Source organism: Microcoleus sp. N3A4, from assembly GCF_036701805.1.
Lineage (GTDB): Bacteria > Cyanobacteriota > Cyanobacteriia > Cyanobacteriales > Microcoleaceae > Microcoleus.
This window is the reverse complement of record NZ_JAUBRJ010000065.1, coordinates 1-23,806: the sequence shown is the minus strand read 5'-3', so window position 1 is coordinate 23,806 and position 23,806 is coordinate 1. Positions and strand designations below refer to the sequence as shown.

Below are 23,806 nucleotides of genomic sequence, written 5' to 3'. Positions count from 1 at the left end.
AAATTTCCCCTCTATCTCTGAGTCCGCCCAGGCGGACTTTGTGTGACAAGAAGCGATTTCAACCGCCGAGATATCTTACGGTGTCGGATTCGGATACTTAGCGTGCACCGCATCGATTTCCGCTAAGATATCCTTATCCAAATTCACCTCCAAACTACCGATATTTTCCTCCAACTGTTCGAGGCTGGTTGCACCGATAATTGTACTCGTGACAAACCAGCGCGATCGCACATACGCCAAAGCCATCTTAGCAGGAGTCAAATTGTATTTCGCAGCAATCTCAATATACGCTTTCACCGCATCATTCAGATTAGTTTTATCGTAACGCTGACCGAATCCCGCAAATAAAGCCAGCCGCGAATTTTCCGGGATTCCATCCAAGTATTTACCCGTTAAAATTCCAAAAGCCAAAGGACTGTAAGCCATCAATCCCACATTCTTAAAACGGCAAGTTTCTGCTAAATTTAGGTGAAATGTCCGATTGCTCAAACTGAAAGCATTCTGAATCGAAACAACTTTTGGCAATCCGTGTTTTTCAGCTAAGGTGCAGAACTCGCAAACTCCCCAAGGCGTCTCGTTGCTCAAACCCAAATAGCGGATTTTTCCGGCTTTAATTAAGTCAGCAAATACCTCTAACTGTTCCAAAATCGGTACAGTTTCGTGCTCTTGGGCGATGTCGTAATCCGGCGCGCCAAATAGCGGCACGTAGCGATCGGGCCAGTGGATCTGATACAGGTCGATGTAGTCAGTTTGCAAGCGCTTCAGGCTGTCATTCAGGGCTTTTTCGACATTTGGGCGATCGATCTGATTTTTCCCTTCCCGAATCCACTTTAATCGAGTGCTTCGCCCCGCCACTTTAGTAGCTAGAATGACTTTATCCCGCTGCTGCTTCGCCAACCATTCGCCGATATATTCCTCTGTTTTACCCTGAGTTTCGGGTTTTCCAGGGACGGGATACATTTCTGCCGTATCGATAAAGTTGATGCCTCTATCGATCGCAAAATCGAGCTGTTGAGCCGCTTCTGCAACGGTGTTCTGCTGGCCGTAAGTCATCGTACCCAAACAAATTTCAGATACTGATAAGTCGCTGTCGCCTAGTTTTTTGTATTCCATGAGTTTGATTGCTGGAAAATTATCTGATTCTATATTACCGAAAAAGTTTGATTTAATTGACAGCTCCAGAAAAGTGCGATCGGCTTTCTCCTCTCTTCCTCTTTTCCTCTGCGCCCTCTGCGGTTTTAAAAAAATTAAAAGATATCCGCACTTAAATGTTAATATAAATAATTCGTATTCCTCTGATGTATGAGTAGTCGCCCGCCAAAAGTTCCATTTGTCAACCTCTCCCTGCAACACCAACCAATCCAATCCCAAATAGCAGAAGCAATTGGACAAATAATCCAGGAAGGAGAATTTATTTTAGGTCAAGCACTCGCCGAATTTGAAACAGCATTTGCAGCAGCTTCTGGAGTAAAATACGGCGTAGGAGTGGCTTGTGGAACAGATGCGATCGCTCTGGGACTCCAAGCTTGCGGCATTAATCCGGGCGACGAAATTCTCATACCCGCCAACACTTTTATCGCCACCATAATCGCCGTCCTCCAAGCTAAAGTAGTACCTATTCTTGTAGATTGCGACCCGGAAACCGCCCTAATTGACCTCACAGCAGCCGAAACAGCGATTACTTCAAAAACTAAAGCAATTATTCCCGTACATTTGTACGGTCAAATGGTGTCGCCCCGGCAACTTTTAGATTTTGCTAAGCGCCACGATTTAATCGTATTTGAAGATGCCGCCCAAGCGCACTTAGCCGAAAGAGAAGGATACCGCGCGGGTTCCATTGGGAAAGCAGCAGCATTCAGCTTTTATCCCAGCAAAAACCTCGGTGCTTTTGGCGACGGCGGGATGTTAATTACTAACGATGCAGAGCTCGCAGAAAAAATGCGAACTCTCCGCAATTACGGAGCACCCAGCAAATATTTACACACAGAAATTGGCACCAACAGCCGCCTCGACAATTTGCAAGCCGCCGTGCTCAATGTTAAATTGCCTTACTTAGAAAAATGGAATCGCGATCGCACCGACGCCGCCCAATACTACAATACTCTACTAGCACCCCTGAAACACAAAGGCATTGTACCGATCGCCAACCACAGCAGCAGCGGTCACATTTATCACCTCTATGTTATCCAAATTACTGAGAAAAGCTCGATCGACCGCAACACCCTTCAGCAAAAACTCGCCCACAACGGCATTCAAACAGGCATACACTATCCCGTACCTTGTCACCTGCAACCCGCCTACCAAAACTTAGGCAATCGGGGCGACTTTCCCCGCGCAGAAACCCTGTGCGAACAGATTTTATCATTGCCAATGTATCCCGGATTGAGCAATACTCAGATCGAGCAGGTGGTTCGGGCGATCGAACTATCATTGAATTGCTAATTCATAAAAGTTATGCTGCAGGTGTTTCAAGCAGTAAGGTGCGGTTCTAAAAGCATTTTTGTGGGGAATTAACAAATCTTTGACTCACAGTTGAAAACCGCAAAGCGTTGCGAATCCAGCGCGGCAATCTCAAAACTTCTCAAACCATGCACATCCAGCGCAGAATTCGCATTGTTCTCAAGCGACACCTCCTGGGGGAAGGTATCACGGTACTCCTAGTGCTGCTGTATGCCCCCCTGCTAGTACACTGGTACGACGGCTGGTTCAACAAAAGCATCAGCATCGAACACGAATATTTCAGCCACGGACTTATTGGTTTGCCCTACGCGGCTTATATTGCTTGGATGAACCGAAAGTCCTGGCGCCGCTTGCCCAACTCCCCGCATCCTTTGGGAGGCTTTTTGCTGGTACTAGCAACGCTTTTTTATCTGAGTCGCTTGAGCGATTTTGTAAATTTATCCCTGCCAGTAATGTTGGCCAGCATTTGCTTATCTTTAAAAGGAATTCCCGGCTTAAAATTGCAGGCGATGCCGCTTTTATTCGTATTTCTGGCCTCGCCAAACCACATTCCTTACCTCATAGAACCCTACGCCTTGCCGTTGCAGCACTTCATTGCTGAAACATCAGGCTTGATATTAATTAAGGTTGGTCTCAACGTGAGAGTGGAACAAATTTATCTGTACGTAAACGATCGAATTGTAGAAGTTGCACCCCACTGTGCAGGCTTGAAGATGCTGTTTACCAGTCTTTATGTCAGCTTAATTCTGCTGGATTGGACAGGAGTTTGGAGTTCTCACAAAAGAAGCATTTTGTTTTTAGCAAGTACATCCATTATTAGCATCACTTCCAACATTTTCCGCAACACTTTGCTAACTTACTTTCACGGAACTGAAAGAGAGACGCTTTTTAATTGGCTGCACGCCGGATGGGGCGGAGACTTGTATTCTGCTTGTATACTAGGCTTATTGGTACTTCTCCTCAACGGGATGGAAAAGTATTTTCCAAGCCAGTCTGTAAATTAGTGAAACAAATGATTTCAGCACGCAAACTACTGCGGCGGTACCAATTATCTAAAATTGTGGTACTGGTGTTTTTGCTGGTACTGGTTGGGACAGTAGCAATTCCGGGCTACGCGACGGGAAGGTGGCCTTGGACAAACCCGCCAACCGTTGCCAACCTCAAGCAATTGAAAAGTTTGCGCCAAAACGGGATGACACTTCCCGGCTGGGAGGTGATCCGCGTCCAGAATAACGTCCAAATTGGCGGTCACAGATGGTTAGTTGAAGAAATTAAAAACGATCGAACAATTGCTATTTTATTGCTGTTGCCTCAAAATGACCCCAAAAACCAGCCCCAGGTAGAATGGCTCGATATCGATGGATTTCATCGGTGGCAAACAGATTCTCATCGCATTTTGAGGTTTACAGTTAAATTAGCGCCAATACCCGACAAGCCGCCGCCTACCGTCGAGACCCGGTTTTTCCGAAGCTGGACTGCCCAACAAACTTTTGCTGTCGTGCAGTGGTACGCTTGGCCTAACGGGGGTTCTCCAGCAACCAGCCGCTGGTTTTGGGAAGACAGCATTGCTAGACTGTCGAACCGCCGCGCCTCTTGGGTTGCTGTCAGTATCATCGTTCCCATTCAACCGCAAGAGGACATTAAGATAGCTCAACCCTTGCTCGAATCTCTAGGCGAAATTGTCCAGGCTAAATTAATAGCAGAAACTTTCTGAGTTTAGTAAAGTTTTTAGCGGGTAGATTTGAAGGTTTCAGGGGATTTATTATACCAAATCAGACGATTAAAACCCCTATCTTGGACGATTAATTAACAAAGCCCGCCCGCGATGGCTAGAAAAATCAAGGCGGAAAATTCAACTGATACCAGTAAAAAAAAACAATGCAACTATAAGCCATGTCTCAACCCTTATGTCATCACTCATTCCCAATTTATTTATCTAAAATCTCAAATGCTAGGATTTGGTATCAAGAGTAGAAAAAATCAGTTGATACTTGCGGATATGAAACTTAAAAATCAGCAAATTATTCAAAATATTACTTTTTTAAATCCTCTCAAAATGCCGGAAAAATTCACAATTAAAAATCGCGTCGCTTTTTCCTTGGCAGGCCTGTATTCAACGGCTTGGACTGTATCTTTTGCTGCTGTATTCTGGGGTTTTAATAGCAAAATTTTTTCGGAAACGGCTTTAGCTCAATCTGTTGTTCCACGAGACGAGCGGCTCGTGCCGCCACCGCCGCTGCGCGTACCGCCACCGCCGCCAGCACAGCCTAACCGGGAAATTAACCCAGCTTTTCGGAATCGGCTTTACCGCCTGGGCCCGGGAGACCAGATTGCTGTTCAAGTTCAGCGCTTCCCAGAGCTGGGTTTTACAGGTGCACTCAGCCCTGAAGGGATAATTGTACTGCCGCTGATCGGAACAGTAAATGTGCGCGGTCTTACTGTCGAAGAAGCACAGCAGCGCCTCCGCGAGCGCTTTGCCCAATTTATCAAAAATCCTCAAGTCTCGGCTGCTTTGCTGGTTCAGCGCCCTGTAGTGGTGACGGTGACGGGGGAAGTGGCGAGACCGGGTTTTTATCCGCTGCAAACCCCCCAGATTCCGGCGGCTCTGGCGGCTGCTGCTGGGACTACTCCTACGGCGGAACTGCGGGCGCTGCGGGTGCGGCGGACTCTGCCGGGAGGTGCTGTCGCGGAGCAAGTTGTTGATATTTTGACACCGCTGCAAACTGGTATTGCTCCGCCGGATTTGCGTTTGGAAGATGGAGATGCGATCGTCGTACCGTATAAACAAGTTACGCCCGATCGCAAATCGGATCAAGATTTAGCATCAAGGTACAGCCTCGCTGCTGCCGCTGTCCCCGTCCAAATCACTGTCACCGGAGAAGTCAGCAAACCGGGTTTTTACACGCTTCCGGCCGGTTCTGGTCGAGTTTCGGCTGCTTTGGCGATTGCGGGGGGAGTCACGGGAAAAGCCGATTTGCGGGCGGTGCGAGTGCGGCGTACCCTAGTGGGCGGCTCGTCGGTGGAGGAACCAATCGACCTCTACACTCCCCTAGCAAACGCTAACGATTTGTTCGATTTTGCTTTGGCATCGGGAGATGTGATTGTCATCCCGGAATTGGACGCTAGTACCAAAAACCTAGACTACGACAAAGCTCTGGTGGCGCGGTCTACTCTGATTAAACCCAGGATCTACGTTCGAGTTTTGAGTTACGCTAGTGGTGGTTTGACCTCGTTCTACGTTGAAAATGGCAGCAGGTTTTTGGATGCTATCAACAACTTGCCTGTTAATCTTGCTGACTTGCGGAAAATAGCCCTGATTCGGTTCGACGAAAAGCAAGGTAGAGCAATCAACCGTTCGATAGATGCTAAAGCTGCGTTGGAGGGCAATGTTTCTCAGAACCCGATGCTCGAAGATAATGATGTGATTGTGATTGGTAGGAATTTGGTAGAGCGCATTGGTTATGTAATCAATACTTTTACTCGACCATTCCGGGATAGTTTGGGATTTATTCTGTTCTTTGAGCAGTTGAGAAATGGGGTAACAAATCTGTTCGGACCGTCGCCTAATGGTAGGTAGTCATACCATTTTAGATTTTAGATTTTAGATGGGAAATGACTTATGCGATATGCGTTTACAACTTACCTACAGTTGCAGTTTTTTGAGGAATGGGTATCATTTGTCAACAATCATTAGTTATCGTTAACAATCTAAAATCTAAAATCTAAAATCTAAAATCATCATGACTTTATCCGTTGTTAAACGTTATTTAATTGCTTTCGACCAATACAAGTGGGTGGGACTGGCTACTCTCGCGGTGACTGTGGGCGTGTCGGGAGTAGTGGCCGTGCAGCCAACTGCGGCGCCAGTTTACGTTGCAGCAGGTACGCTGGCATACCGCCGACCGAGCGTGATTTTTTCATCGACTACTACTAAAATTCAACAGGAAGGACAAGAAATAACTAAAGATATGCTGCTGGATACAAGGGTGGTTAAAGCAGCAGCAGAAAAACTCATAAAAGAAGAAGCGGCAAAATTAAACAAAGAAGAAGCGGCAAAATTAAACAAAGAAGAAGCGGCAAAAAAAGTACAAGTTTTGACTAAAAAGCTGGCAGACAACGTGCAGATCAAGATGCCAACTAAGAATAATGACCCCAGCGCTTTGATTCAAGTATTGTACAAAAATACCGATCGCAAAAAAGCAGAAGCGGTAGTAGAGGCGCTGATGAATGAAATGGTGGCTCGCAGCCAAACTATTAATACTTCTAGACTGCGAGAAACGATCGCCCAAATTAACCAGCGCTTGCCGAAAGTAACTCAGGAACTCAGAGAGACGGAAGCAAAACTTGAAGCCTACGAAAAACGAGAAGGAACTTCAATTTTAGCAGCTCAGAGCGGTGTACTGCCGCAAGCGATTACCAGCAACCAACAGCAGCAGCGGCAACTCCGCGTGCAGTTGGGAGGAATTGAAGCTCAAATGAAAAGCTTGCAGGATCGCTTGGGATTGAATGTGGAGCAAGCTTACGTCGCTCAAGCACTCTCTGCCGATCCAATTATTGCCCAACTGCGAGTGCAATTGTTTTCGCTCGAATCTCAGCTCAAAATTCTCCGCAGCGACTTGCAGGAGGAACACCCAAAAATTGTAGAATTGCTCAAACAAAAACTTGTTTTTGAGCAGCAGTTGCAGCAGCGACAGTCTGAGGTGCTCGGCGGTAACGGGGTGGCGGCTCCGCTCAGAAGTGCCGATCGAATTCGGGTAGACTCTTCTTTAGACCCGGCCAGACAGCAGTTAGCTCAAAGTTTGATTGCTTTGCAAACGCAGCGGGATACGGCGCAACAGCAACTCAAAGGAGTCGAGAAAACTGAACAGCTATTACGCCGGGAACACGCGACAATCCCCAACAAGCAGTTAGAACAAGCGCGGTTGGCCCAGCAAGTGGGGCTGAAAAAATCTCTCTACGATAAGATGCAGTCGGCTTTGGTAGATGCTGAGGCGGCGGTAGCTGAGACAACCGGGAGTTTGACAATCGCCCAACTTCCCAAAACTGATGACGTTGAGTCAAACAAGAGAGGTTTGCCGGTGATGCTGGCGGTGGGCGGATTTGTGGGATTGCTGCTGGGCGGCGGGTTAATATTTTTGTTGGGGATGCTCAACGGCAAGTTTTACAGTTGGGAAGAAGTGCGGGCGGCTTTGGTGGAAAAAGAGGTGCCGATACTGGCAGTTTTGCCTGAAGTGACGGTGTTTGATTCCTACGGCGATGAAATGCCTCTGGCCTTGGAGGCAAATTCTCCTTATTTGGAATTTTACGAGCGGTTACGCACTAATTTGCGGCGGATTGGGGACAAACCGGTGAAGGTGGTGCTGCTGACTTCGGCGGCCGGTTTGGAGGGGAAAAGTTTTAGCGCTTACAATTTGGCAATTGCGTCGGCTCGATCGGGCAAGCGGACTTTGTTAATTGAAGCAGATTTGCGATCGGCTTCTAACGTTGAATCTTTGAAAATCGCTGCAGATCCTCTGGCTGCGGTGGAACCTTTGCACTATTACGGCAATATTAGCGAGTGCGTCTTTTTGGTTCCCGAGGTAGAGAACCTATACGTCGTGCCGAGTCCGGGCTTTTTGCGGCAGGCCTCTGCTGTACTTGAATCGAGCGAAATGCGGAGATTGTTCGACGATGTTCGCAACCGCTTTGATTTTGTAGTTGTGGATTCTCCGGCCTTGAGCGAGTGCAACGACGCGCTGACGCTGGAACCGTACACGGACGGTATGATTTTGGTGGCGCGGCCTGGTTACACTCTCTCTAGTATGTTGTCTGAAGCTGCCGATCAGTTGCTGGAATCGGACGAGGAGGAGTCGCATAAATCCGGGCCGCGGCTGTTGGGAGCGATTATTAACGGTGCTGATATTGCGGTGAAGTTCCGCAACGATATTGATATTGATGAATTGGAGTTGCCTTTGAGTGCGATCGGCGATCGGGCTATTGAAGTGCGATCGAGGCAATTACCGCAGCAGTCAAAGCCTAAAAATAAGGCTATTAATAGTAAATTGAGCTAATTTATGTGGCTTGATTCTTTTAGAGCAATCCTCAACGAAATGTGAATATATTGTATGGTGCAACCTAAGCAGCTTCAGCCGAAACCACCGCTAACAGTCAGTCGATTTTAGATTTTAGATTTTAGATTTTAGATTTAAAAATTGACTCCACAGATGAATCTGGGAGGCTGAACTTTGGTCTAAAATTTTGGGCTCTGGGCAACTCCGGTCTTCAAGCAAGTATCCGTTTTTGGGCGAGTTCAACAGTCAGTCGATTTTAGATTTTAGATTTTAGATTTTAGATTTTAGATTTAAAAATTGACTCCACAGATGAATCTGGGAGGCTGAACTTTGGTCTAAAATTTTGGGCTCTGGGCAACTCCGGTCTTCAAGCAAGTATCCGTTTTTGGGCGAGTTCAACAGTCAACAGCCAGTCGATTTTAGATTTTAGATTTTAGAATGGGAGCATCTCATATTTGTAAAAACACTTCTTCTGGCTCCTTCCTTCTTCCTCTTTCCTCGCAGCCTCGGGCCTCGCAGCCTCGGGCCTCAAAACTCCAATTTCTAGCTTGGCTGCTTTCATTGAGATGCTCCCTTGAGAATTGACTCCACAGATGAATCTGGGAGCTGGAAATTAGGTGTAAAATTTTTCGCTTGTCAACAGTTAACAGTTAACAGTCAACCGTCAACAGTCAACAGTTAACAGTCATTACTTGAAAATGTGTCATCGCACTATTGATTGGATTCCGGGCGTTTCTGGTGTTTGCTCTGGATAAACTGTTCCAAATCGGCGATCGCATCTTCAAAATCCGACAAATTAATTTTCGCAGGTCTAGCCTTCTTCGGCGGACTCGAAGACTGACTCGCAGACTTAGCCGGAGGCGGTGGAGACTGAGGCCCGGCCGCTTGAGTGCTGTTCGATTCTATAGAATCAAACAATTCATCAAGGGACTCAAAAAATGATTGAGCCGAGGCCCGGCGTAAATCTTTTTGGTCGTCGTCATCCGTCATAAGCCACTCCATAGAGTCCAAAAGTTGCCAACAAACTCTGTCCGCCCCGGCGCGTGCAGATATTAGACATGAAAACCGACTAAAACAAGCAGGGGGACAGAATTTAACCGGGCGGTGGGAATGCCTGCGGCCCAAGTTGCTGCCCCAATATCAAACCTGCAGCGGGCATTGTCAGCCTTCAAACTGTATTTAACTGTACACCCGCCTACTGAGTGATTTGAGACTTTGTGTAGACCCAGCTCAAAATCATCGACCCTGAAAAAATCTCAGTTACTGCTCTTTCGTTGTCTAATTAACCCTAGTCTAGTCGAGAATAAGGAGACAGGACTTATGCAACTATTACCGCTGTTCGAGGGTTGCGATGGCAACGCGCCAGCTCGAAAGGACGGACAGACGGTGTTTTTTGCTTGAGTCCTAAGATTTCAAAGGCATTAGGAGATTTTAAGGTGACTCAGGGATTTGATTACGATTTAGCAATTATCGGCGCTGGCGTGGGCGGACACGGCGCGGCCATACACGCGGTTAGCTGCGGGCTGAAAGTGGCAATTATCGAAGCGGGCGACATGGGGGGGACTTGCGTCAACCGCGGCTGCATTCCCTCTAAGGCGCTGTTGGCGGCTTCCGGGCGGGTGCGAGATTTGCGGAATGCCCACCACCTGAAGACTTTGGGAATTCAGTTGGGAAGTGTGGATTTCGATCGCGGGGCGATCGCCAATCACGCTAACACTATTGTTAGCAAACTTCGCGGCGACTTAACCAACAGCCTCAAACGTTTGAACGTCGATATCATCCAAGGTTGGGGAAAAATCGCCGGTTCTCAAAAAATTACCGTCGAAACGGATAAAGGCGAGAAAACTATTACTGCCAAGGATATTATTCTCGCTCCCGGTTCGATTCCTTTCGTCCCCCCCGGGATAGAAATTGACGGCAAAACTGTATTTACCAGCGACGATGCTGTCAGGTTGGAATCGCTGCCGAAGTGGATCGCAATTATTGGCAGCGGTTATATCGGTTTGGAGTTTTCGGATATTTACACGGCCCTGGGCTGCGAAATTACGATGATTGAAGCTCTAGATCAGTTGATGCCGACTTTTGACCCGGATATTGCTAAGTTGGCAGAACGAGTGTTAATTGCACCCCGCGATATTGAAACAAAAGTTGGGTTGTTGGCTAAGAAAATTATTCCTGGTTCGCCGGTAATTATTGAATTAGCTGATTTCAAAACTAAGGAAGTTGTCGAAGTTTTGGAAGTTGACGCTTGTTTGGTAGCAACTGGCCGGGTTCCGGTAAGCAAGAATTTGGGATTAGAAACTGTTGGCGTGGAAACGATGCGCGGTTATATCCCAGTTAACGATATGATGCAGGTTTTGGCGGCGGGAGAACCGGTGCAGAATTTGTGGGCGATCGGGGATGTTAATGGCAAGATGATGTTAGCGCATTCTGCGTCTGCCCAGGGAATTGCTGCGGTGGAAAATATTTGCGGGCGCACGCGCGAAGTTGACTATTTAAGTATCCCGGCGGCGGCGTTTACTCACCCGGAAATTAGCTATGTGGGAATGACTGAACCTGCGGCAAAAGAGTTAGGAAAAACTGAAGGGTTTGAGGTAGCTTCTGTCAAGAGTTATTTTAAGGGAAATTCTAAAGCTATTGCGGAGGGTGAAACCGACGGTATGGCTAAGGTGATTTACCGGAAGGATACTGGAGAATTGTTGGGAGTTCACATTTTCGGTTTGCACGCTTCGGATTTGATTCAGGAAGCGGCAAATGCGATCGCCCAGCGCGATTCTGTTAACAATTTAGCATTCCGAGTTCACACTCACCCGACGCTTTCTGAAGTGCTGGATGAGGCTTTCAAACGGGCGGCTGGAGCGGGTAGTCATTAATCTGTAGGGGCTGTTTTCTTGTTTTATATCCCCGACTTGTTGAATAAGTCGGGGATTTCGGTATACTGTTTTAGGGCGGTGGTAGAGTGCCGATCGCATTTTCAGCTAATTCGATAAATTCTTCAGCTTGGGCGATCGATTCTGCGGCTTGATCGCTCGTAACGGCATCAAGTTCGCCGTAATCTCCAGCATTTCGCAATTCTTGAGCTCTGATGAGGTATTGGTGAAACTTAACAGGAACTCTTCCTGTACGAGCAAATTCTCGGCCAAAGGCGCTAATGACTGCGGAATGTTTAGAAAAAGATAACCCTTCCCCTTCTAAAAATGCTTCGGCAATATAAAACATAGTGTAGTAGGCGCGAGAGGCTGCATAATCTGGGTATTCGCCATCTAACATTAACTTAGCCGCTGAAAGGCTTTGACGAGCTTTTGCGAGTAAGTTTAATTGAGCGGATGTCATATTAAAATTCCCTCTTTACGGATATTTCTGAGCAAAGGACTTTGATAATTAGTGAATTTTTCTTCATTCATAAACTGGCAGCTAATCACTTCATCATTTTGCAGCGACAAATCTGCTACAATCTGAAGAGTTCTATCAATTTCTTCGCCCGCTTGAACTGGCGCTTTCAGAACTACTAAAACATCTATATCTGAGTCTGGATGTGCATCGCCTCTGGCTTGGGAACCGTAGAGCACTATTTGGGTGAGGCGATCGCCGTAGAGTTGCTCGAAGTGCGATCGTAATTGCATCAGTATGTTTTTAAGCTTATCGTTAATGCTCATATCTGTTAAAAATGATTGGAGGGCGATCGGACTTTGACTAATTCACTTAAGATGAGATATTTGTCAGGAACCACTGTTAAGAATTACCTCAGCAATGTCTTGGCGTGTAGCACCGAAGATAAGCAAGGTGCGAATCAGGAGATCCAGGGAAGCGGAAGGATCGCCAGCTTCCATTTTAGCAACTCTTGACTGGCTAGACTTAATTTTCTGGGCAAGCTCATGCTGAGTCATCTGTTGGCTAATCCGGTTTTGTTTGATGGCTTTACTCAGTGCAAGTTTCATTTCTATGAAAGCAATTTCTTCTGATGAAAGTCCGAGAAATTCCTCTACTGTCCCGATAGTCCATCCTGCCGCTTCTAAGCGTTGGCGTTTAGCTATGTCCATAAAATACCTTCTAGATTTAACTTTAAATTTCGTCGTATTGCTTCAAGCGCTTTTTACATTTTTCAATTATAGAATCCGGTGTTTTGTTCGTGGTTTTGTTAAATACATCCACTATAATAATAGCATCTACATCAATTCGATAAATGATGCGCCAATCCTTGCTTGTCTGTGAATCGGCTAGACGGATTTCGTGACAATGAGCTCCGATGCTTGGCATAGGGCGAGAGAATGGCATGGATAGGCTTTCGCCATCCTGTAGCTTTCGCAGCAGAAATCCGGCTTGAATACGCGCATCAGTAGAAAATGGCGGTGTTTTTACTTCCCCACTAAGCCAGACAAGGGGTTTGCTTTCCGAATCTACCATCTATATTTTGGTTTTTTTTAGATCGTATGTCAAATCAGACATATTGGCAATACAGCTTGCCTTATAAAGAGAAGGTCGATCGTACTTCAATCAAAATGTTGCAAATTTGGCTGAATTTTAGCAACAAAAAAAGGAGATTATAGGTCGATAGATCGGTTTTCATCAATAACTTTGAGATTGGGATATAAAATTATAGTCAGTTCGCCAATTTCATCATCGCCATCATCGCTAACCAGGTTGTTTTCGCCAGCAGATAAATCGGCTTTGAGTAAAAATTTAAGTTTAATCCAGTTAGAAGTGGAATGGTTGTTGATGATCTTCGTGCCGATCGATCTGCCGATTAACTCAGCCTGACTATAGTTTGTCTTATGAATGGTTGTCAAAGCGGTAAAAATTCCCTATGGTGTTGGAGAAACAGAATTAGTGATACTCAAAAAAATAGCGATCGCACTTCAATAATAGAAGGGCGATCGCTCCTATATGACAAGCACTTTAGCCACCAGATGATGCACACATAAACACCGTTTCTTTACTACCTCCCTTTTGCCCAGCCATACAACAAGCCAATGTTTGATTACCGTCTTCAGGCTTGGTGGGAGGAAATATATCTACTTTGAAAATGTAATTGTTGGTTTCCTTTGGCAATCCCAGTAGTTCTAGGGAGTCGGTAAACTGAGTATTTTCAGCATAGTAAGCTAGTTGTTTTTTCTGACAAGTATTAACGTAAGTAATGCCCTCTACTTGTTTAGCTTTATTTATAAATTTCAACATTGCCCCCATAGATATAGTAGCGAGAATACCTATGATTATGATAACGACTAACAACTCTACTAGAGTAAAACCTGAGTTTTGCTTGCGATCAAGCCGATAAAAACTCCTTAAAATATATTCCATTTTACCTTAATTAAACAGTAAAATTAACTAGGCACAAAGAGTTCCTACTGGAAGCCCATGTTCGTAGTAGGAACTTTTTCTGCCTTATAGATATTGGTGTTTATCCCGATCGACTAACAACCATAAGAATGTGAACCGCGACAAGATAACTGTAAAATTACTGCCAAAACCATCGCCAACTGTAACATTTGGTGTCAAAGCTAAACCAAACAGATTGGCCCCATACATTGCTGACACCAGGATGTTTCCATTGACAGAGCTTGTTCCTATCATTAGGAGGTGAGGGCAAACATTGTTTTCCTTGCGCTTTCCAATAATTACAATTGTCTCCTGTCGAAAGGCGACCCAGATCAGTGTCTTTTCTAAACCAAGCAGCATCGGCTGGTTGAGTGTGAGAAAACAGAACTACACTACCAACTAAGGCAGCCATCGCTATTTTGCTAAATTGTGCTGGTTTTACCATCAATTATGTTCTCCTATTTAAACAACTAAGCTTTGAACACTTTATATTAATATTATTCAACTAAAATTTTAGAAATGCCAATTACAATATGTCAGAATAAGTAACTAATTTAGTCAGCCCAAATATCAGCAAATGTCATCTACTGTTGCTAATGTCATCCAATGTCAGATATTTGTGATAACATGATATAAATCCTTGACAAATCAAAGCAATGGACTTAAAAGATATATTGCAGTTTACAGATAGTCTATTTTTTTCCGAGACTGGTAAGCATATAGATCGCCTGCAAGAGAGCATTTTGAAAGGAACCTTGGATGGTCAAAAATATAGCGAGATTGCCGAAGACGAACATTGTACCGAAGGCCATGTCAGAAATGTCGCCTCGGAATTATGGCAAATTATTTCCAATGCTTTAGATATAGAAGTTAATAAATCTAATTTTCGACGTATTTTACAAAAGTCTTATTTATCTATTAATTCATCCCACTTTACCAAAGAATTTATAAATGTTAGTAATGTTAATTTTTGCAATAGTAATATACATGACTCAGAAGTTATGAATAATCGATCGCCTACTTCTCTCCAAGACACCCAACAAACCCCCAAACAACCCCATATAGACTTAAGCGACGCACCCAAAATCTTCACTTTCTACGATCGCACCACCTCTCTCACCACCCTCAAACAGTGGATTCTCCACGAAAACACCCGCCTACTCGCCATACTAGGCATAGTCGGCATTGGCAAAACCGCACTCGCCGTACACCTAGTAGAACAAATCAAACATGAATTTGATTTCATCATCTGGCGAAGTCTCGCCACATCTCCACCCCTGTCAATACTTCAAACAAATATAATTCAATTCTTCTGTAGGGGCGGCGCCCCCGTGCCCGCCCCAAATGCCGACGGCGTGGTTGTCCCAGAGAATGGGGCAACCACGGGGGGTTTGCCCCTACTGAACTACTTGCAAAAATACCGCTGTCTGCTGATACTCGATGACGTACAAATGGTAAATAGCAGCGGACAACTCGCTGGTATTTACCAACCTGGATATGAAGATTACGGCACACTATTCAGACAGGTAGCAGAATTATCTCACAACAGTTGCTTAGTGTTGCTCAGTTCGGAAAAACCCAGAGAAATCGCCGCATTAGAAGGCAAAAACCAACCAGTGCGATCGTTACAACTGAATGGTTTAGGTGGTGAAGCGGGGGAAATCCTTAGAGAAAAAGGTTTAGCTGAACATGAAAAATGGTCAGAACTAATTGAACAATACAGAGGCAATCCCTTGTGGTTGAAAATAGTGGCTACAATGATTCAAGATTTATTTGACGGCACCCTATCGGAATTTTTGTCGGACGAGCCACTATTTTTAGGCGATCTAGAATCTTTACTGCATCAGCCATTTAATCGCTTATCCGAGTCAGAAAAACAAGTGATGTCATGGCTAGCGAGTGAAACCGCACCCGTTTCCATCTCAAAACTGCCAGAGAATCTGCAATTATCTCGATCGCACTTTTTGAAAGTGATGCAATCCTTGGGACGGCGTTCATTAATTGAAAAAATCCCGGAGGGCGATCGCACATTTTTCACCCTCGATCCGGTACTAAAAGAGTATGTCAAAACTAACTATTCCCGCCCAAACATAGAAAAAGAAGCCCTATCACCCTTATAATATCCTTAGTATTGGGAAGCCAAAAACCATGTCACTCACACAAACCCAAGTAACCTATACTGAAGCTCTGGCCAATCTTGATGAACTGTGCGAACAAGTCATCAGCGATCGCGATGCCATCATCATCACTCGCAAAAACGGCGAAAACGTCGCCTTAATTGCCGCTGACGAATTGGCAAGCTTATTGGAGACAGTATACCTGCTGCGATCCCCCAAAAACGCCGATCGCTTGTTAAGTGCCCTGAAACAGGCAAAAGCCAGAACAGTCAAACCTCAGACTGTCAGCGAATTGCGCCAGGAGTCGGGACTTGTCGAAGAAGCGTAAACAACCACCGCAAGAAACCGCAGAACCGGAGAAAACCCCTGTTCGCGATGCAGTTTTTAACCCTAAATTCCTAGAAGACCTTACCTATTGGGTGGACGTTGACCGCAAAGTTGCCCTCCGACTTTTAAAATTGGTAGAGGCGATCGTGCGCGATCCGTTCACAGGTATCGGCAAACCAGAACCCCTAAAATATTTGGATGCGGGTACGTGGTCGCGAAGGCTTACTCAAGAACATAGAATAGTTTACTTAGTGAGCGAGAATAGAATTGATTTTCTCCAAGCTCGTTATCATTACGAAGACTAGCCCGAAATGCCGTTTCCCTACAGTGAATTATCGGGAATAATGATGCTTACTTTTGACTCCGACAGGTACAGCAGCCTGCTATCTCAATATCAACCTCGAATTATCAAAAATGAAGAGGAAAACGAGACTTTTTTAGAAATAGTTGAAAACTTGCTTTCTCGGAAAAATCTAACTCCCGAAGAAGATACTATGTTAGAACTTTTAGTCAAACTAATTGAGGATTATGAAGAAACTCACTATCAACTAAATGCTTCAACTCCCCACTCCAGACTTCTTCATTTGATGGATGCTAGAAGTTTAGAACTAGCAGATTTAGTAGAAATTATTGGCACAGTTGAGACGGTAACTGAAATCGTTAACGGTCAGCTAGAAATTAGCAAAAAACAAGCTGAGGCTTTGGAAAAATTTTTTCATGTAAATCCGGGTTTGTTTCTGTTTGATTAATCGTAAACCATTATATAATACGTTGAAACTTGTTACGATCGCCCTTTATCCTCCTATCATGCTTCAAATCCGCCGTCGTCCCCCCAGCACGTCCGTCTCCGTACTCTACCTCAGCTACCAAATCGCCGTACCCGACGCCGAACCCCGGCACATCCTCGAAGAAATTGTCTGGCAAAAAGAAGCTGAAGTGGCCCAAAAGCGCGATCGCACCCCGTTATCCGAACTTCACAAAAAACTCCCCTTCGCACCGCCTACTCGCGACTTTCTTGCCGCCCTTAAAAACGGCAAAACCACACCCGCTATCATCGCCGAAGTTAAAAAAGCTTCCCCCAGCAAAGGAGTAATTCGCGAAGATTTCGATCCCGTGGCGATCGCCCTAGCTTACCAAGAAAACGGCGCTAGCTGCATCTCCGTACTCACCGATGAAAAGTTTTTTCAAGGCAGCTTTGAAAACCTCGCTAAAATCCGTGCCGCCGTCGATTTACCCCTGCTTTGCAAAGAGTTTATTATCTATCCCTACCAAATTTATCTCGCCCGCATTCACGGTGCCGATGCCGTACTTTTAATCGCCGCCATTCTATCTGACAAAGACTTACAATATTTTGTAAAAATTGTCAAGACTTTGGGCATGACAGCTTTAATAGAAGTTCACACTCTCGAAGAACTCGATCGAGTATTAACTCTAGAAGGCGTCAACCTGATCGGCATCAACAACCGCAACCTAGCAGATTTTTCCGTCAGCCTAGAAACCACCGGTCAACTATTAGCCTCGCGCCAAACCGAAATCCAAGCAAAAGGCATCCTCACCGTCAGCGAGTCAGGAATCCACACTCCCGACGACCTAACTCAAGTTGCCAGCGCCGGAGTCCAAGCCGTCCTCATCGGCGAATCTTTAGTCAAACAGCCCGATCCGGGTGCAGCTTTAGCCTCGCTGGCCGATCGCCCTTCCAGCCCCTGAAAGGCGAGACGGCTTGACAAACCACCCTTAATTCTGATAAAAAATGATTAAGTAGGTAAATAATGAGAATTTCTAGCCTGCATCGACTCAGGCGCTTAACTGTAAAAAAAAAATAGCACTCAAAGCTATATTGCATAGAAATATTTTGCCAAAAAGCAATTAAATCTATTCTGTAAGCCTGTCGATCGCCAAATTTAGCGCGTCCAACGCACCCAGCCCCGAATATTCGATCGGCAAAGCAGGGGTTGCTGTACGGTTAGAAAAAAAATAAAAAATCGGGCATCTAATGTTCACCTGTGATGCCTCATGCAATTGCAATGGGGTGTCGGTTCGCTGAGGTATGTTAGCTTTCATGGAGCCAATCCCCCTTCCTTCGTACATTCATTATGAATTGCTACTTCAATTGTTAGAACGCAAAACGATGTTTGCTGTCAGTCCACAATCGCAGCAGCAGCAACAAGTTCACCAACTTATTATTACACTCCGCAAAGCCCTTGCCATTCAAAAGCAATTAGAACAAAGCTGCGAGCGATCGAACTTAGCGGTAGAACACCGCTGGTCTCTAAATGAAATTAACCACAAGGGAGTTAAAAATTAAAAAACTTAGAGTAGCGACGTGACGTATCGTATTTGATTTATTCTATATAACTCCCACCGAAAAAGTTAGGACAATATCATGGACAACAAATTAATGCTGATGATTCCGGGCCCGACGCCGGTGCCTGAAGCGGCCTTGTTAGCGATGGCAAAACACCCGATGGGCCACCGCAGCAAGGAATTTGACGGGATTTTTGCAGAATGTACCGAAAATTTGAAATGGCTGCACCAAACTAAAAGTGACGTGCTGAGTTTAACCGTTTCCGGTACCGGCGCGATGGAAGCTGGGATAATTAATTTCTTGAGTGCGGGCGATCGAGTTTTAGTCGGATGCAACGGCAAATTTGGCGAACGTTGGGCCGAAGTCGCCGAAGCTTACGGTTTAAACGCCGAAATTATTAAAGCCGAATGGGGCCAACCTTTAGACCCGGAAAACTTCCGCGAAAAACTCGAAGCAGATACAGAGAAGCAAATCAAAGCTGTCATCATCACTCACTCGGAAACCTCCACCGGCGTCCTCAACGACCTCGAAACCATCAACCGCCACGTTAAAGCCCACGGTGAAGCTTTAATTATGGTCGATGCTGTCACTAGCTTAGGGGCTGTCAATATTCCGATGGACGCTTGGGGAATCGATGTCATTGCTTCGGGTTCTCAGAAAGCTTACATGATTCCTCCAGGTTTGGGTTTTGTGGCCGTCAGTCCGAAAGCTTGGGAAGCTTACAAAACTGCGAAACTGCCCCGCTATTATTTGGATTTGGGCAAATATAGCAAAGACGCTGCCAAAAATACCACTCCTTTTACTCCGCCGGTCAATATGTTTTTTGGACTGCAAGTAACATTGCAGATGATGAAAGCCGAAGGGTTGGAAAATGTTTTCGCGCGGCACAAACGGTTGATGACAACTACTCGCGCTGCTGTAAAAGCTTTAGGTTTGCCGTTGTTTGCGGCTGATGATGCCGCGAGTCCTGCGATTACTTCGGTTATGCCGCCAGAATCCGTAGATGCTCAAAAAGTACGGACGTTGATGAAAAAGAGATTTGACATTGCTCTCGCCGACGGACAAGACCATTTGAAAGGTAAAATCTTCCGAATCGGCCATTTGGGCTTTGTGTGCGATCGCGATATTCTAGCAGCAATTTCCTCTTTAGAAGTGGTGTTGCGAGAATTGGGTCATGAAGGCTACACTCCTGGTGCCGGCGTTGCCGCTGCTGCGAAACTTTTGGCTGAATCCTAATTCAAGCATATTAAAAGGATTTGAAATTTTGGACTTTCTCTAAAATCTAAAATCCTTTTAATATGCTTGGGATAACCAATCAAAGATTTTATCCAACTGTTCTAGAGTGACTAAACCGTACTGCCACAGAACCATCGGCAAGGAATTCGGGTCTTTATCGCGCTGCCGCTGTTTGTCACCGCCGACACGTTCGGCGACAGCAATTGACGCTGGAGAAATTGCCAAATCTTCTTGTAAAAATCGAATTAATCGACTGTATGTAGCGGGTGCCATGTGATTTCACCTCTAAGTATAGGACACCATTTTATGATGTGAACCTGATGTTTTTGATTGGGAATAAGCCAGTTTTAAATCTGTCTTGCCACCGTCGATAGCTGTTAAAACAGTATTAGCGGTTGTTGAAAATGCAAAACTTAATGCTGAGTGCGACTGTAAAGCCAACCTTTCCCAAAAAGCGAAAGGTTTTGCACTTTTGCGGCTGTCGGCTCGATCGACTTTGCGATCGCGATCGAACCTAAATTGAATACCTCGGCATCTTTGCAGCGCGAATCAGAATTTATTCTGCTACCTAAAACTACTAAACCAGGTTCAGAGTTTAACTTCATCTGCCAAAATGCAGAATCCGCAAATCTACTTCCGCAAAATTAGTTAGATATTTCGATCGAGCCCCAAACTGCTACCAGAAGTTAACTTTGCCAATTAACGCCAATTAACTTGGCTCGTAGCATATTACTTTAGATAGGTTTAGTAGATTTAGCTCGATCGCCAGAAGTTCCAGAGAATTTCTTTTCTTTTCGTGCTGCTACCTCTTGAGGCTGAGCATCGTCTCTCAGGATTGGTAACGAGTCGCTGACTCGTCTCATACCTGCGACTAACAATTTACAGCTTCCGCAAACAAGCTCAAGTCCAGACAGACTGAGATAGACATCGTAGCAAATCTTTTGGTGTTTGTGCTGATTCGTTATTAAAATTTTAACAGATGTTATCAATTTTTGTAAAGTTTCTAAATTTTATCGAGTCTTCTGAAGGCAGAAGGCACCCCGATCGAAAGGAAGAAGGAAAAAGGAAACTGGAGGATCGTTTCTGCGTATAGGTTTTAGTCGAAAAACTCGATTTCAATACGATCGCCAACTTTGACACCGAGTTCAGCAGCCCGCCCGCCCCGGAGTTCAATAACTCGATCGACTGGAGTATCGGGCCCGTAGGTAGGACAAGGATCGGCAGTACAAGGAGGTGCAGAAACTTCGATCGCCTCAACCACCCCATCCCGCAGAAAAATCATATCCAGAGAAATCTGGCAATTTTTCATCCAAAAATTGACCCACCGCGCCGGTTTAAACTCAAACAGCATTCCTCTGTCATCCGGCAAAGAAGTTCTGTACATTAAACCTGTAGCCTGTTGTTCCGGTGTTTTTGCGACTTCGAGTTCGATCTGGCGATCGGCTATCCGAGCTCTAGCAGAAACAGGCAGCACTTGACCCGATGTTGTCGCCGTCGGAGACTGCGACGCCAAAATACCAGTAGCACCAGCATTCGCGACAGGTAAAGCCGGCGAACATCCCAGCAAAAATATACTTACTCCAATACCGAGCAAATTAGTTAAATAATTCATAAAGATTTTAGATTTGAGATTTGAGATTGTTGACTGTTGACTGTTGACTGTTGACTGTTGACTGTTAACTGTTGACTGTTGACTGTTAACTGTTAACTGTTAACTGTTAACTGTTGACTGTTGACTGCGTTGAGTGATGACAACTGACAACTGACAACTGACAACTACCAACTGACAACTACCAACTGACAACTGCCAACTGACAACTGCCAACTGCCAACTGACTAATGACTAATGACTGCTTCAAGCTTCCCGCATCACATAGCCAACACCGCGCACCGTCTGAATCAAGCGCTTTTCGCCCTCATCTTCAATCTTGAGGCGCAGATAGCGGATGTAAACCTCAATCACATTCGACTCGCCCAAAAAGTCGTAACCCCAAACATTTTCGAGAATTTGTTCCCTAGTCAAAACCTCGCGGGGATGTTCCATCAAATACTTTAGCAGTTCAAATTCCTTCATCGTCAGGTCGATCGCCCGTCCATTCCGCAGCGCCCGCCTAGAGGCCAAATCCAAAACTAAATCGCCAAACCTCAATTGTTCGCTGCTGCTATTATCCGGCTGCAAATACAAGCGCACCAACTGCAAAAACTCGTCAGTGCGGTAAGGTTTGAGAAAATAATCGTCCGCCCCGGCTTCCAGACAAGCTACGCGATCGTCAACTGTATCACGACCGACCAATAGCAGCACCGGCACCCGATTCCCAATACTTCTTAGGTAAGAACACAGTGACAGCCCCGACTCAGGGCCAAGTATCCGATCGATTACAATCAAAGCTGGCTGCAATTCATGAGCTAAATGTTGCCCGGTGGCGGTATTAGAAGCCACTACCGGTTCGTAACCGGAGGATTTTAAGTCGAGACTCAAGTGTCCGGCGAGAACTTCGTCTGTTTCAACTAGCAGGACACAGGGATTGCGATCGAGAGTAATTGCAGCCATTGAATTGACCGGTGGAGACCATAACTGTTTTAGCACGTTTGATGGCCGTTGGTTGTTAACTGTTGGTTGTTGGCTGTTGACTGTTGGCTGTTAGCTGTTTTTTGTTGGCTGTTGACTGTTGTTATTTGTTGTTATTAGACTTCTCCTAAAAAGCAGATTTTGAACAGGCAGGATGCCTGTTCCACGATAATTATGTGAGATGTCTATTCGTTATGGGTTATTTGCGAGTTGCTACCCATTACCAATTCCCAATTCTATAAGGCCCCATGCCCCATGCCCCATGCCCAATTCCCAATTCCCAATTCCCGATTTAAATTATGACCATCATCGTATTCGGCAGTATCAACATCGACATAGCAGCAAAAACTCCCCGGTTGCCGCAGCCAGGGGAAACAATCATCGGTAGCAATTTTTTCACGGCCGGTGGTGGCAAAGGAGCAAATCAAGCCGTCGCCGCCGCCCGTCTCGGCACTTCCACCCACATCATCGGCCGCGTCGGCAACGATAAATTTGCTGAAGAATTATTGACAAATTTACAATCTTATGGTGTAAATACAGACAATGTATTAATAGACCAAAACACTCATTCAGGAGTGGCAATTATCGCCGTAGACGAGACAGGTCAAAATAATATTATTGTGATTCCGGGCGCGAATCACAATGTCGGCGAAGCAGATATAGAACGTCTCAAAAAACTGTTAACAGCAGCTACATCCTTGCTGTTACAGTTAGAAATTCCCCTGGAAGTTGTCCAAAAAGCTGCGAAAGCTGCTCGTCAAGCGGGGGTGCGAGTTATTCTCGATCCAGCACCGGCTATGGCAGATTTGCCGATCGAACTTTATCCGCTAATTGACATTATCACGCCGAATGAAGTGGAAGCCAGTCAGTTAGTCGGTTTTCGGGTGAATGACACCGAAACAGCGATTGTAGCTGCCAAACTGTTGCAGGAGCGCGGCGTCAAGAATGTTATTGTCAAATTGGGCGATCGCGGGGCTGTTGCTGTTACGGCGGATGAAACCTTTTTTGTACCGGCTTTTGCTGTGCAGGCGATCGACACTGTGGCCGCTGGCGACGCTTTTAACGGCGGGTTGGCCTCGGCATTAGATGCCGGTCTGTCCTTGTCAGAGGCGGTGCCGTGGGGCGCAGCAGCGGGCGCTCTGTGCACAACTAAAGTGGGTGCTCAAGTTGCTATGTGCGATCGGGCAACTTTTGATAAATTTTTGCATAATTTAACTTGAATTTATGGAATTGCTGAATTAGGGTATGATACGGGCCAAAGTACGAGAGGGGAGCCGAAAATGATTTCTTGGATTTTGATGGGGAATTGGAACATCTCCAAATTTTAGATAATGAATTAGTAATTTAATGGGAGCATCTCAGTTTTGCAAAAAGCATTTTTTTTATTATAGTGCGAGCGTCCCCGCTCGCGTATTCTACAAATCGC

Annotated in this window: 29 protein-coding genes; 14 read left to right on the top strand and 15 right to left on the bottom strand. The window is 45.5% G+C overall.

Annotation, left to right across the window (positions count from 1 at the left end; genetic code table 11):
- Positions 1 to 75 precede the first annotated feature (75 nt).
- Positions 76 to 1,113 (bottom strand): NADP(H)-dependent aldo-keto reductase, encoded by a 1,038-nt coding sequence (locus QUA56_RS28130; protein WP_333364699.1) that lies wholly within the window; start codon positions 1,111 to 1,113, stop codon positions 76 to 78.
- Positions 1,114 to 1,302: 189 nt separating this feature from the next.
- Between QUA56_RS28130 and QUA56_RS28125 the strand changes: the two genes are divergently transcribed.
- The 5 genes from QUA56_RS28125 to QUA56_RS28105 all read left to right on the top strand — a co-directional run bounded on the left by QUA56_RS28125 (position 1,303) and on the right by QUA56_RS28105 (position 8,510).
- A complete protein-coding gene (locus QUA56_RS28125; RefSeq protein WP_333364697.1) occupies positions 1,303 to 2,442 on the top strand; it encodes a DegT/DnrJ/EryC1/StrS family aminotransferase in 1,140 nt (379 codons plus the stop codon).
- Positions 2,443 to 2,588: 146 nt separating this feature from the next.
- Entirely contained in the window at positions 2,589 to 3,464 is an 876-nt protein-coding gene (gene crtB, locus QUA56_RS28120) for a cyanoexosortase B (RefSeq protein WP_333364754.1), read from the top strand.
- Positions 3,465 to 3,472: 8 nt separating this feature from the next.
- Complete coding sequence (locus QUA56_RS28115) at positions 3,473 to 4,174, top strand: cyanoexosortase B system-associated protein (RefSeq protein ID WP_333364693.1); 702 nt, start codon at positions 3,473 to 3,475, stop codon at positions 4,172 to 4,174.
- A gap of 285 nt (positions 4,175 to 4,459) precedes the next feature.
- Complete coding sequence (locus QUA56_RS28110; RefSeq protein WP_333364690.1) at positions 4,460 to 6,037, top strand: polysaccharide biosynthesis/export family protein; 1,578 nt, start codon at positions 4,460 to 4,462, stop codon at positions 6,035 to 6,037.
- A 163-nt stretch (positions 6,038 to 6,200) separates the two neighbouring features.
- On the top strand, positions 6,201 to 8,510 hold the full coding sequence (locus QUA56_RS28105) for an AAA family ATPase (RefSeq protein WP_333364687.1): 2,310 nt from the start codon (positions 6,201 to 6,203) through the stop codon (positions 8,508 to 8,510).
- 433 nt (positions 8,511 to 8,943) lie between these two features.
- Here the strand turns inward: QUA56_RS28105 and QUA56_RS28100 are convergent, their stop codons facing one another.
- Positions 8,944 to 9,072, bottom strand: a complete 129-nt coding sequence (locus QUA56_RS28100) for a hypothetical protein (RefSeq protein WP_333364685.1) — start codon at positions 9,070 to 9,072, stop codon at positions 8,944 to 8,946.
- Between the two features lie 149 nt (positions 9,073 to 9,221).
- A complete protein-coding gene (locus QUA56_RS28095) occupies positions 9,222 to 9,512 on the bottom strand; it encodes a hypothetical protein (protein ID WP_333364682.1) in 291 nt (96 codons plus the stop codon).
- 434 nt (positions 9,513 to 9,946) lie between these two features.
- On the opposite strand from QUA56_RS28095, the gene lpdA reads away from it, so the two are divergent.
- Positions 9,947 to 11,383, top strand: coding sequence for a dihydrolipoyl dehydrogenase (gene lpdA / locus QUA56_RS28090; RefSeq protein ID WP_333364679.1), 1,437 nt, complete (start codon positions 9,947 to 9,949; stop codon positions 11,381 to 11,383).
- Positions 11,384 to 11,453: 70 nt separating this feature from the next.
- Here lpdA and QUA56_RS28085 read toward each other — a convergent pair whose 3' ends face one another.
- The 6 genes from QUA56_RS28085 to QUA56_RS28060 form a co-directional block, all read right to left on the bottom strand.
- On the bottom strand, positions 11,454 to 11,843 hold the full coding sequence (locus QUA56_RS28085; RefSeq protein ID WP_333364677.1) for a HEPN domain-containing protein: 390 nt from the start codon (positions 11,841 to 11,843) through the stop codon (positions 11,454 to 11,456).
- On the bottom strand, positions 11,840 to 12,166 hold the full coding sequence (locus QUA56_RS28080; protein WP_333364674.1) for a nucleotidyltransferase domain-containing protein: 327 nt from the start codon (positions 12,164 to 12,166) through the stop codon (positions 11,840 to 11,842). Before QUA56_RS28080 ends, QUA56_RS28085 begins: the two co-directional genes overlap by 4 nt.
- Positions 12,167 to 12,229: 63 nt before the next feature.
- Complete coding sequence (locus QUA56_RS28075) at positions 12,230 to 12,550, bottom strand: helix-turn-helix transcriptional regulator (RefSeq protein ID WP_333177721.1); 321 nt, start codon at positions 12,548 to 12,550, stop codon at positions 12,230 to 12,232.
- A gap of 22 nt (positions 12,551 to 12,572) precedes the next feature.
- Complete coding sequence (locus tag QUA56_RS28070; protein ID WP_333024341.1) at positions 12,573 to 12,914, bottom strand: type II toxin-antitoxin system RelE/ParE family toxin; 342 nt, start codon at positions 12,912 to 12,914, stop codon at positions 12,573 to 12,575.
- A gap of 137 nt (positions 12,915 to 13,051) precedes the next feature.
- Positions 13,052 to 13,297 carry a hypothetical protein gene (locus QUA56_RS28065; RefSeq protein ID WP_333364671.1) on the bottom strand — a complete coding sequence of 82 codons (246 nt, stop codon included), beginning with the start codon at positions 13,295 to 13,297 and terminating at the stop codon, positions 13,052 to 13,054.
- A gap of 109 nt (positions 13,298 to 13,406) precedes the next feature.
- Positions 13,407 to 13,808, bottom strand: coding sequence for a prepilin-type N-terminal cleavage/methylation domain-containing protein (locus QUA56_RS28060; protein WP_333364668.1), 402 nt, complete (start codon positions 13,806 to 13,808; stop codon positions 13,407 to 13,409).
- 674 nt (positions 13,809 to 14,482) lie between these two features.
- On the opposite strand from QUA56_RS28060, the gene QUA56_RS28055 reads away from it, so the two are divergent.
- From QUA56_RS28055 to trpC, 5 genes are read left to right on the top strand one after another with little or no spacing between them, the layout of a single operon-like run.
- Entirely contained in the window at positions 14,483 to 15,946 is a 1,464-nt protein-coding gene (locus tag QUA56_RS28055) for an NB-ARC domain-containing protein (protein ID WP_333364665.1), read from the top strand.
- A gap of 28 nt (positions 15,947 to 15,974) precedes the next feature.
- A complete protein-coding gene (locus tag QUA56_RS28050) occupies positions 15,975 to 16,271 on the top strand; it encodes a type II toxin-antitoxin system prevent-host-death family antitoxin (RefSeq protein ID WP_333364662.1) in 297 nt (98 codons plus the stop codon).
- On the top strand, positions 16,255 to 16,575 hold the full coding sequence (locus QUA56_RS28045; protein ID WP_333297201.1) for a Txe/YoeB family addiction module toxin: 321 nt from the start codon (positions 16,255 to 16,257) through the stop codon (positions 16,573 to 16,575). Before QUA56_RS28050 ends, QUA56_RS28045 begins: the two co-directional genes overlap by 17 nt.
- A gap of 39 nt (positions 16,576 to 16,614) precedes the next feature.
- Positions 16,615 to 17,019, top strand: a complete 405-nt coding sequence (locus QUA56_RS28040; protein WP_333364659.1) for a transcriptional regulator — start codon at positions 16,615 to 16,617, stop codon at positions 17,017 to 17,019.
- 58 nt (positions 17,020 to 17,077) lie between these two features.
- Positions 17,078 to 17,977: an indole-3-glycerol phosphate synthase TrpC gene (gene trpC, locus QUA56_RS28035; protein ID WP_333364751.1), complete on the top strand. Its 900-nt coding sequence runs from the start codon at positions 17,078 to 17,080 to the stop codon at positions 17,975 to 17,977.
- Positions 17,978 to 18,142: 165 nt separating this feature from the next.
- Here trpC and QUA56_RS28030 read toward each other — a convergent pair whose 3' ends face one another.
- Positions 18,143 to 18,331: a hypothetical protein gene (locus tag QUA56_RS28030; protein ID WP_333364657.1), complete on the bottom strand. Its 189-nt coding sequence runs from the start codon at positions 18,329 to 18,331 to the stop codon at positions 18,143 to 18,145.
- Here QUA56_RS28030 and QUA56_RS28025 point away from each other — a divergent pair.
- Together QUA56_RS28025 and QUA56_RS28020 are read left to right on the top strand one after the other, a co-directional pair.
- On the top strand, positions 18,330 to 18,575 hold the full coding sequence (locus QUA56_RS28025; RefSeq protein WP_333364654.1) for a DUF5340 domain-containing protein: 246 nt from the start codon (positions 18,330 to 18,332) through the stop codon (positions 18,573 to 18,575). The genes QUA56_RS28030 and QUA56_RS28025 overlap by 2 nt on opposite strands.
- A 78-nt stretch (positions 18,576 to 18,653) precedes the next feature.
- Positions 18,654 to 19,811 carry an alanine--glyoxylate aminotransferase family protein gene (locus QUA56_RS28020; protein ID WP_333364652.1) on the top strand — a complete coding sequence of 386 codons (1,158 nt, stop codon included), beginning with the start codon at positions 18,654 to 18,656 and terminating at the stop codon, positions 19,809 to 19,811.
- A gap of 57 nt (positions 19,812 to 19,868) precedes the next feature.
- On the opposite strand, the gene QUA56_RS28015 is transcribed toward QUA56_RS28020, so the two are convergent.
- The 5 genes from QUA56_RS28015 to nblR form a co-directional block, all read right to left on the bottom strand.
- The gene (locus QUA56_RS28015; protein ID WP_333364649.1) at positions 19,869 to 20,084 is read right to left on the bottom strand and encodes a DUF2949 domain-containing protein; all 216 of its coding nucleotides are present in this window, start codon (positions 20,082 to 20,084) and stop codon (positions 19,869 to 19,871) included.
- A gap of 140 nt (positions 20,085 to 20,224) precedes the next feature.
- The gene (locus QUA56_RS28010; RefSeq protein ID WP_333364646.1) at positions 20,225 to 20,416 is read right to left on the bottom strand and encodes a hypothetical protein; all 192 of its coding nucleotides are present in this window, start codon (positions 20,414 to 20,416) and stop codon (positions 20,225 to 20,227) included.
- A gap of 129 nt (positions 20,417 to 20,545) precedes the next feature.
- On the bottom strand, positions 20,546 to 20,674 hold the full coding sequence (locus tag QUA56_RS28005) for a hypothetical protein (protein WP_333364643.1): 129 nt from the start codon (positions 20,672 to 20,674) through the stop codon (positions 20,546 to 20,548).
- Positions 20,675 to 20,907: 233 nt separating this feature from the next.
- Positions 20,908 to 21,423 carry a DUF192 domain-containing protein gene (locus tag QUA56_RS28000; RefSeq protein WP_333364641.1) on the bottom strand — a complete coding sequence of 172 codons (516 nt, stop codon included), beginning with the start codon at positions 21,421 to 21,423 and terminating at the stop codon, positions 20,908 to 20,910.
- Between the two features lie 243 nt (positions 21,424 to 21,666).
- Positions 21,667 to 22,362, bottom strand: a complete 696-nt coding sequence (nblR, locus tag QUA56_RS27995; protein ID WP_333364638.1) for a response regulator transcription factor NblR — start codon at positions 22,360 to 22,362, stop codon at positions 21,667 to 21,669.
- A 317-nt stretch (positions 22,363 to 22,679) separates the two neighbouring features.
- On the opposite strand from nblR, the gene rbsK reads away from it, so the two are divergent.
- On the top strand, positions 22,680 to 23,600 hold the full coding sequence (gene rbsK / locus QUA56_RS27990; protein WP_333364635.1) for a ribokinase: 921 nt from the start codon (positions 22,680 to 22,682) through the stop codon (positions 23,598 to 23,600).
- The last annotated feature ends 206 nt before the right edge of the window (positions 23,601 to 23,806 follow it).

What these genes read in the sequence shown, in the direction of transcription:
- QUA56_RS28130 (WP_333364699.1), bottom strand. Translation starts at nt 1,113, where the DNA reads ATGGAATACAAAAAACTAGGCGACAGCGACTTATCAGTATCTGAAATT.
- QUA56_RS28125 (WP_333364697.1), top strand. Translation starts at nt 1,303, where the DNA reads ATGAGTAGTCGCCCGCCAAAAGTTCCATTTGTCAACCTCTCCCTGCAA.
- crtB (WP_333364754.1), top strand. Translation starts at nt 2,589, where the DNA reads ATGCACATCCAGCGCAGAATTCGCATTGTTCTCAAGCGACACCTCCTG.
- QUA56_RS28115 (WP_333364693.1), top strand. Translation starts at nt 3,473, where the DNA reads ATGATTTCAGCACGCAAACTACTGCGGCGGTACCAATTATCTAAAATT.
- QUA56_RS28110 (WP_333364690.1), top strand. Translation starts at nt 4,460, where the DNA reads ATGAAACTTAAAAATCAGCAAATTATTCAAAATATTACTTTTTTAAAT.
- QUA56_RS28105 (WP_333364687.1), top strand. Translation starts at nt 6,201, where the DNA reads ATGACTTTATCCGTTGTTAAACGTTATTTAATTGCTTTCGACCAATAC.
- QUA56_RS28100 (WP_333364685.1), bottom strand. Translation starts at nt 9,072, where the DNA reads ATGAAAGCAGCCAAGCTAGAAATTGGAGTTTTGAGGCCCGAGGCTGCG.
- QUA56_RS28095 (WP_333364682.1), bottom strand. Translation starts at nt 9,512, where the DNA reads ATGGAGTGGCTTATGACGGATGACGACGACCAAAAAGATTTACGCCGG.
- QUA56_RS28085 (WP_333364677.1), bottom strand. Translation starts at nt 11,843, where the DNA reads ATGACATCCGCTCAATTAAACTTACTCGCAAAAGCTCGTCAAAGCCTT.
- QUA56_RS28080 (WP_333364674.1), bottom strand. Translation starts at nt 12,166, where the DNA reads ATGAGCATTAACGATAAGCTTAAAAACATACTGATGCAATTACGATCG.
- QUA56_RS28075 (WP_333177721.1), bottom strand. Translation starts at nt 12,550, where the DNA reads ATGGACATAGCTAAACGCCAACGCTTAGAAGCGGCAGGATGGACTATC.
- QUA56_RS28070 (WP_333024341.1), bottom strand. Translation starts at nt 12,914, where the DNA reads ATGGTAGATTCGGAAAGCAAACCCCTTGTCTGGCTTAGTGGGGAAGTA.
- QUA56_RS28060 (WP_333364668.1), bottom strand. Translation starts at nt 13,808, where the DNA reads ATGGAATATATTTTAAGGAGTTTTTATCGGCTTGATCGCAAGCAAAAC.
- QUA56_RS28055 (WP_333364665.1), top strand. Translation starts at nt 14,483, where the DNA reads ATGGACTTAAAAGATATATTGCAGTTTACAGATAGTCTATTTTTTTCC.
- QUA56_RS28050 (WP_333364662.1), top strand. Translation starts at nt 15,975, where the DNA reads ATGTCACTCACACAAACCCAAGTAACCTATACTGAAGCTCTGGCCAAT.
- QUA56_RS28040 (WP_333364659.1), top strand. Translation starts at nt 16,615, where the DNA reads ATGATGCTTACTTTTGACTCCGACAGGTACAGCAGCCTGCTATCTCAA.
- trpC (WP_333364751.1), top strand. Translation starts at nt 17,078, where the DNA reads ATGCTTCAAATCCGCCGTCGTCCCCCCAGCACGTCCGTCTCCGTACTC.
- QUA56_RS28025 (WP_333364654.1), top strand. Translation starts at nt 18,330, where the DNA reads ATGGAGCCAATCCCCCTTCCTTCGTACATTCATTATGAATTGCTACTT.
- QUA56_RS28030 (WP_333364657.1), bottom strand. Translation starts at nt 18,331, where the DNA reads ATGAAAGCTAACATACCTCAGCGAACCGACACCCCATTGCAATTGCAT.
- QUA56_RS28020 (WP_333364652.1), top strand. Translation starts at nt 18,654, where the DNA reads ATGGACAACAAATTAATGCTGATGATTCCGGGCCCGACGCCGGTGCCT.
- QUA56_RS28015 (WP_333364649.1), bottom strand. Translation starts at nt 20,084, where the DNA reads ATGGCACCCGCTACATACAGTCGATTAATTCGATTTTTACAAGAAGAT.
- QUA56_RS28010 (WP_333364646.1), bottom strand. Translation starts at nt 20,416, where the DNA reads ATGAAGTTAAACTCTGAACCTGGTTTAGTAGTTTTAGGTAGCAGAATA.
- QUA56_RS28005 (WP_333364643.1), bottom strand. Translation starts at nt 20,674, where the DNA reads ATGAGACGAGTCAGCGACTCGTTACCAATCCTGAGAGACGATGCTCAG.
- QUA56_RS28000 (WP_333364641.1), bottom strand. Translation starts at nt 21,423, where the DNA reads ATGAATTATTTAACTAATTTGCTCGGTATTGGAGTAAGTATATTTTTG.
- nblR (WP_333364638.1), bottom strand. Translation starts at nt 22,362, where the DNA reads ATGGCTGCAATTACTCTCGATCGCAATCCCTGTGTCCTGCTAGTTGAA.
- rbsK (WP_333364635.1), top strand. Translation starts at nt 22,680, where the DNA reads ATGACCATCATCGTATTCGGCAGTATCAACATCGACATAGCAGCAAAA.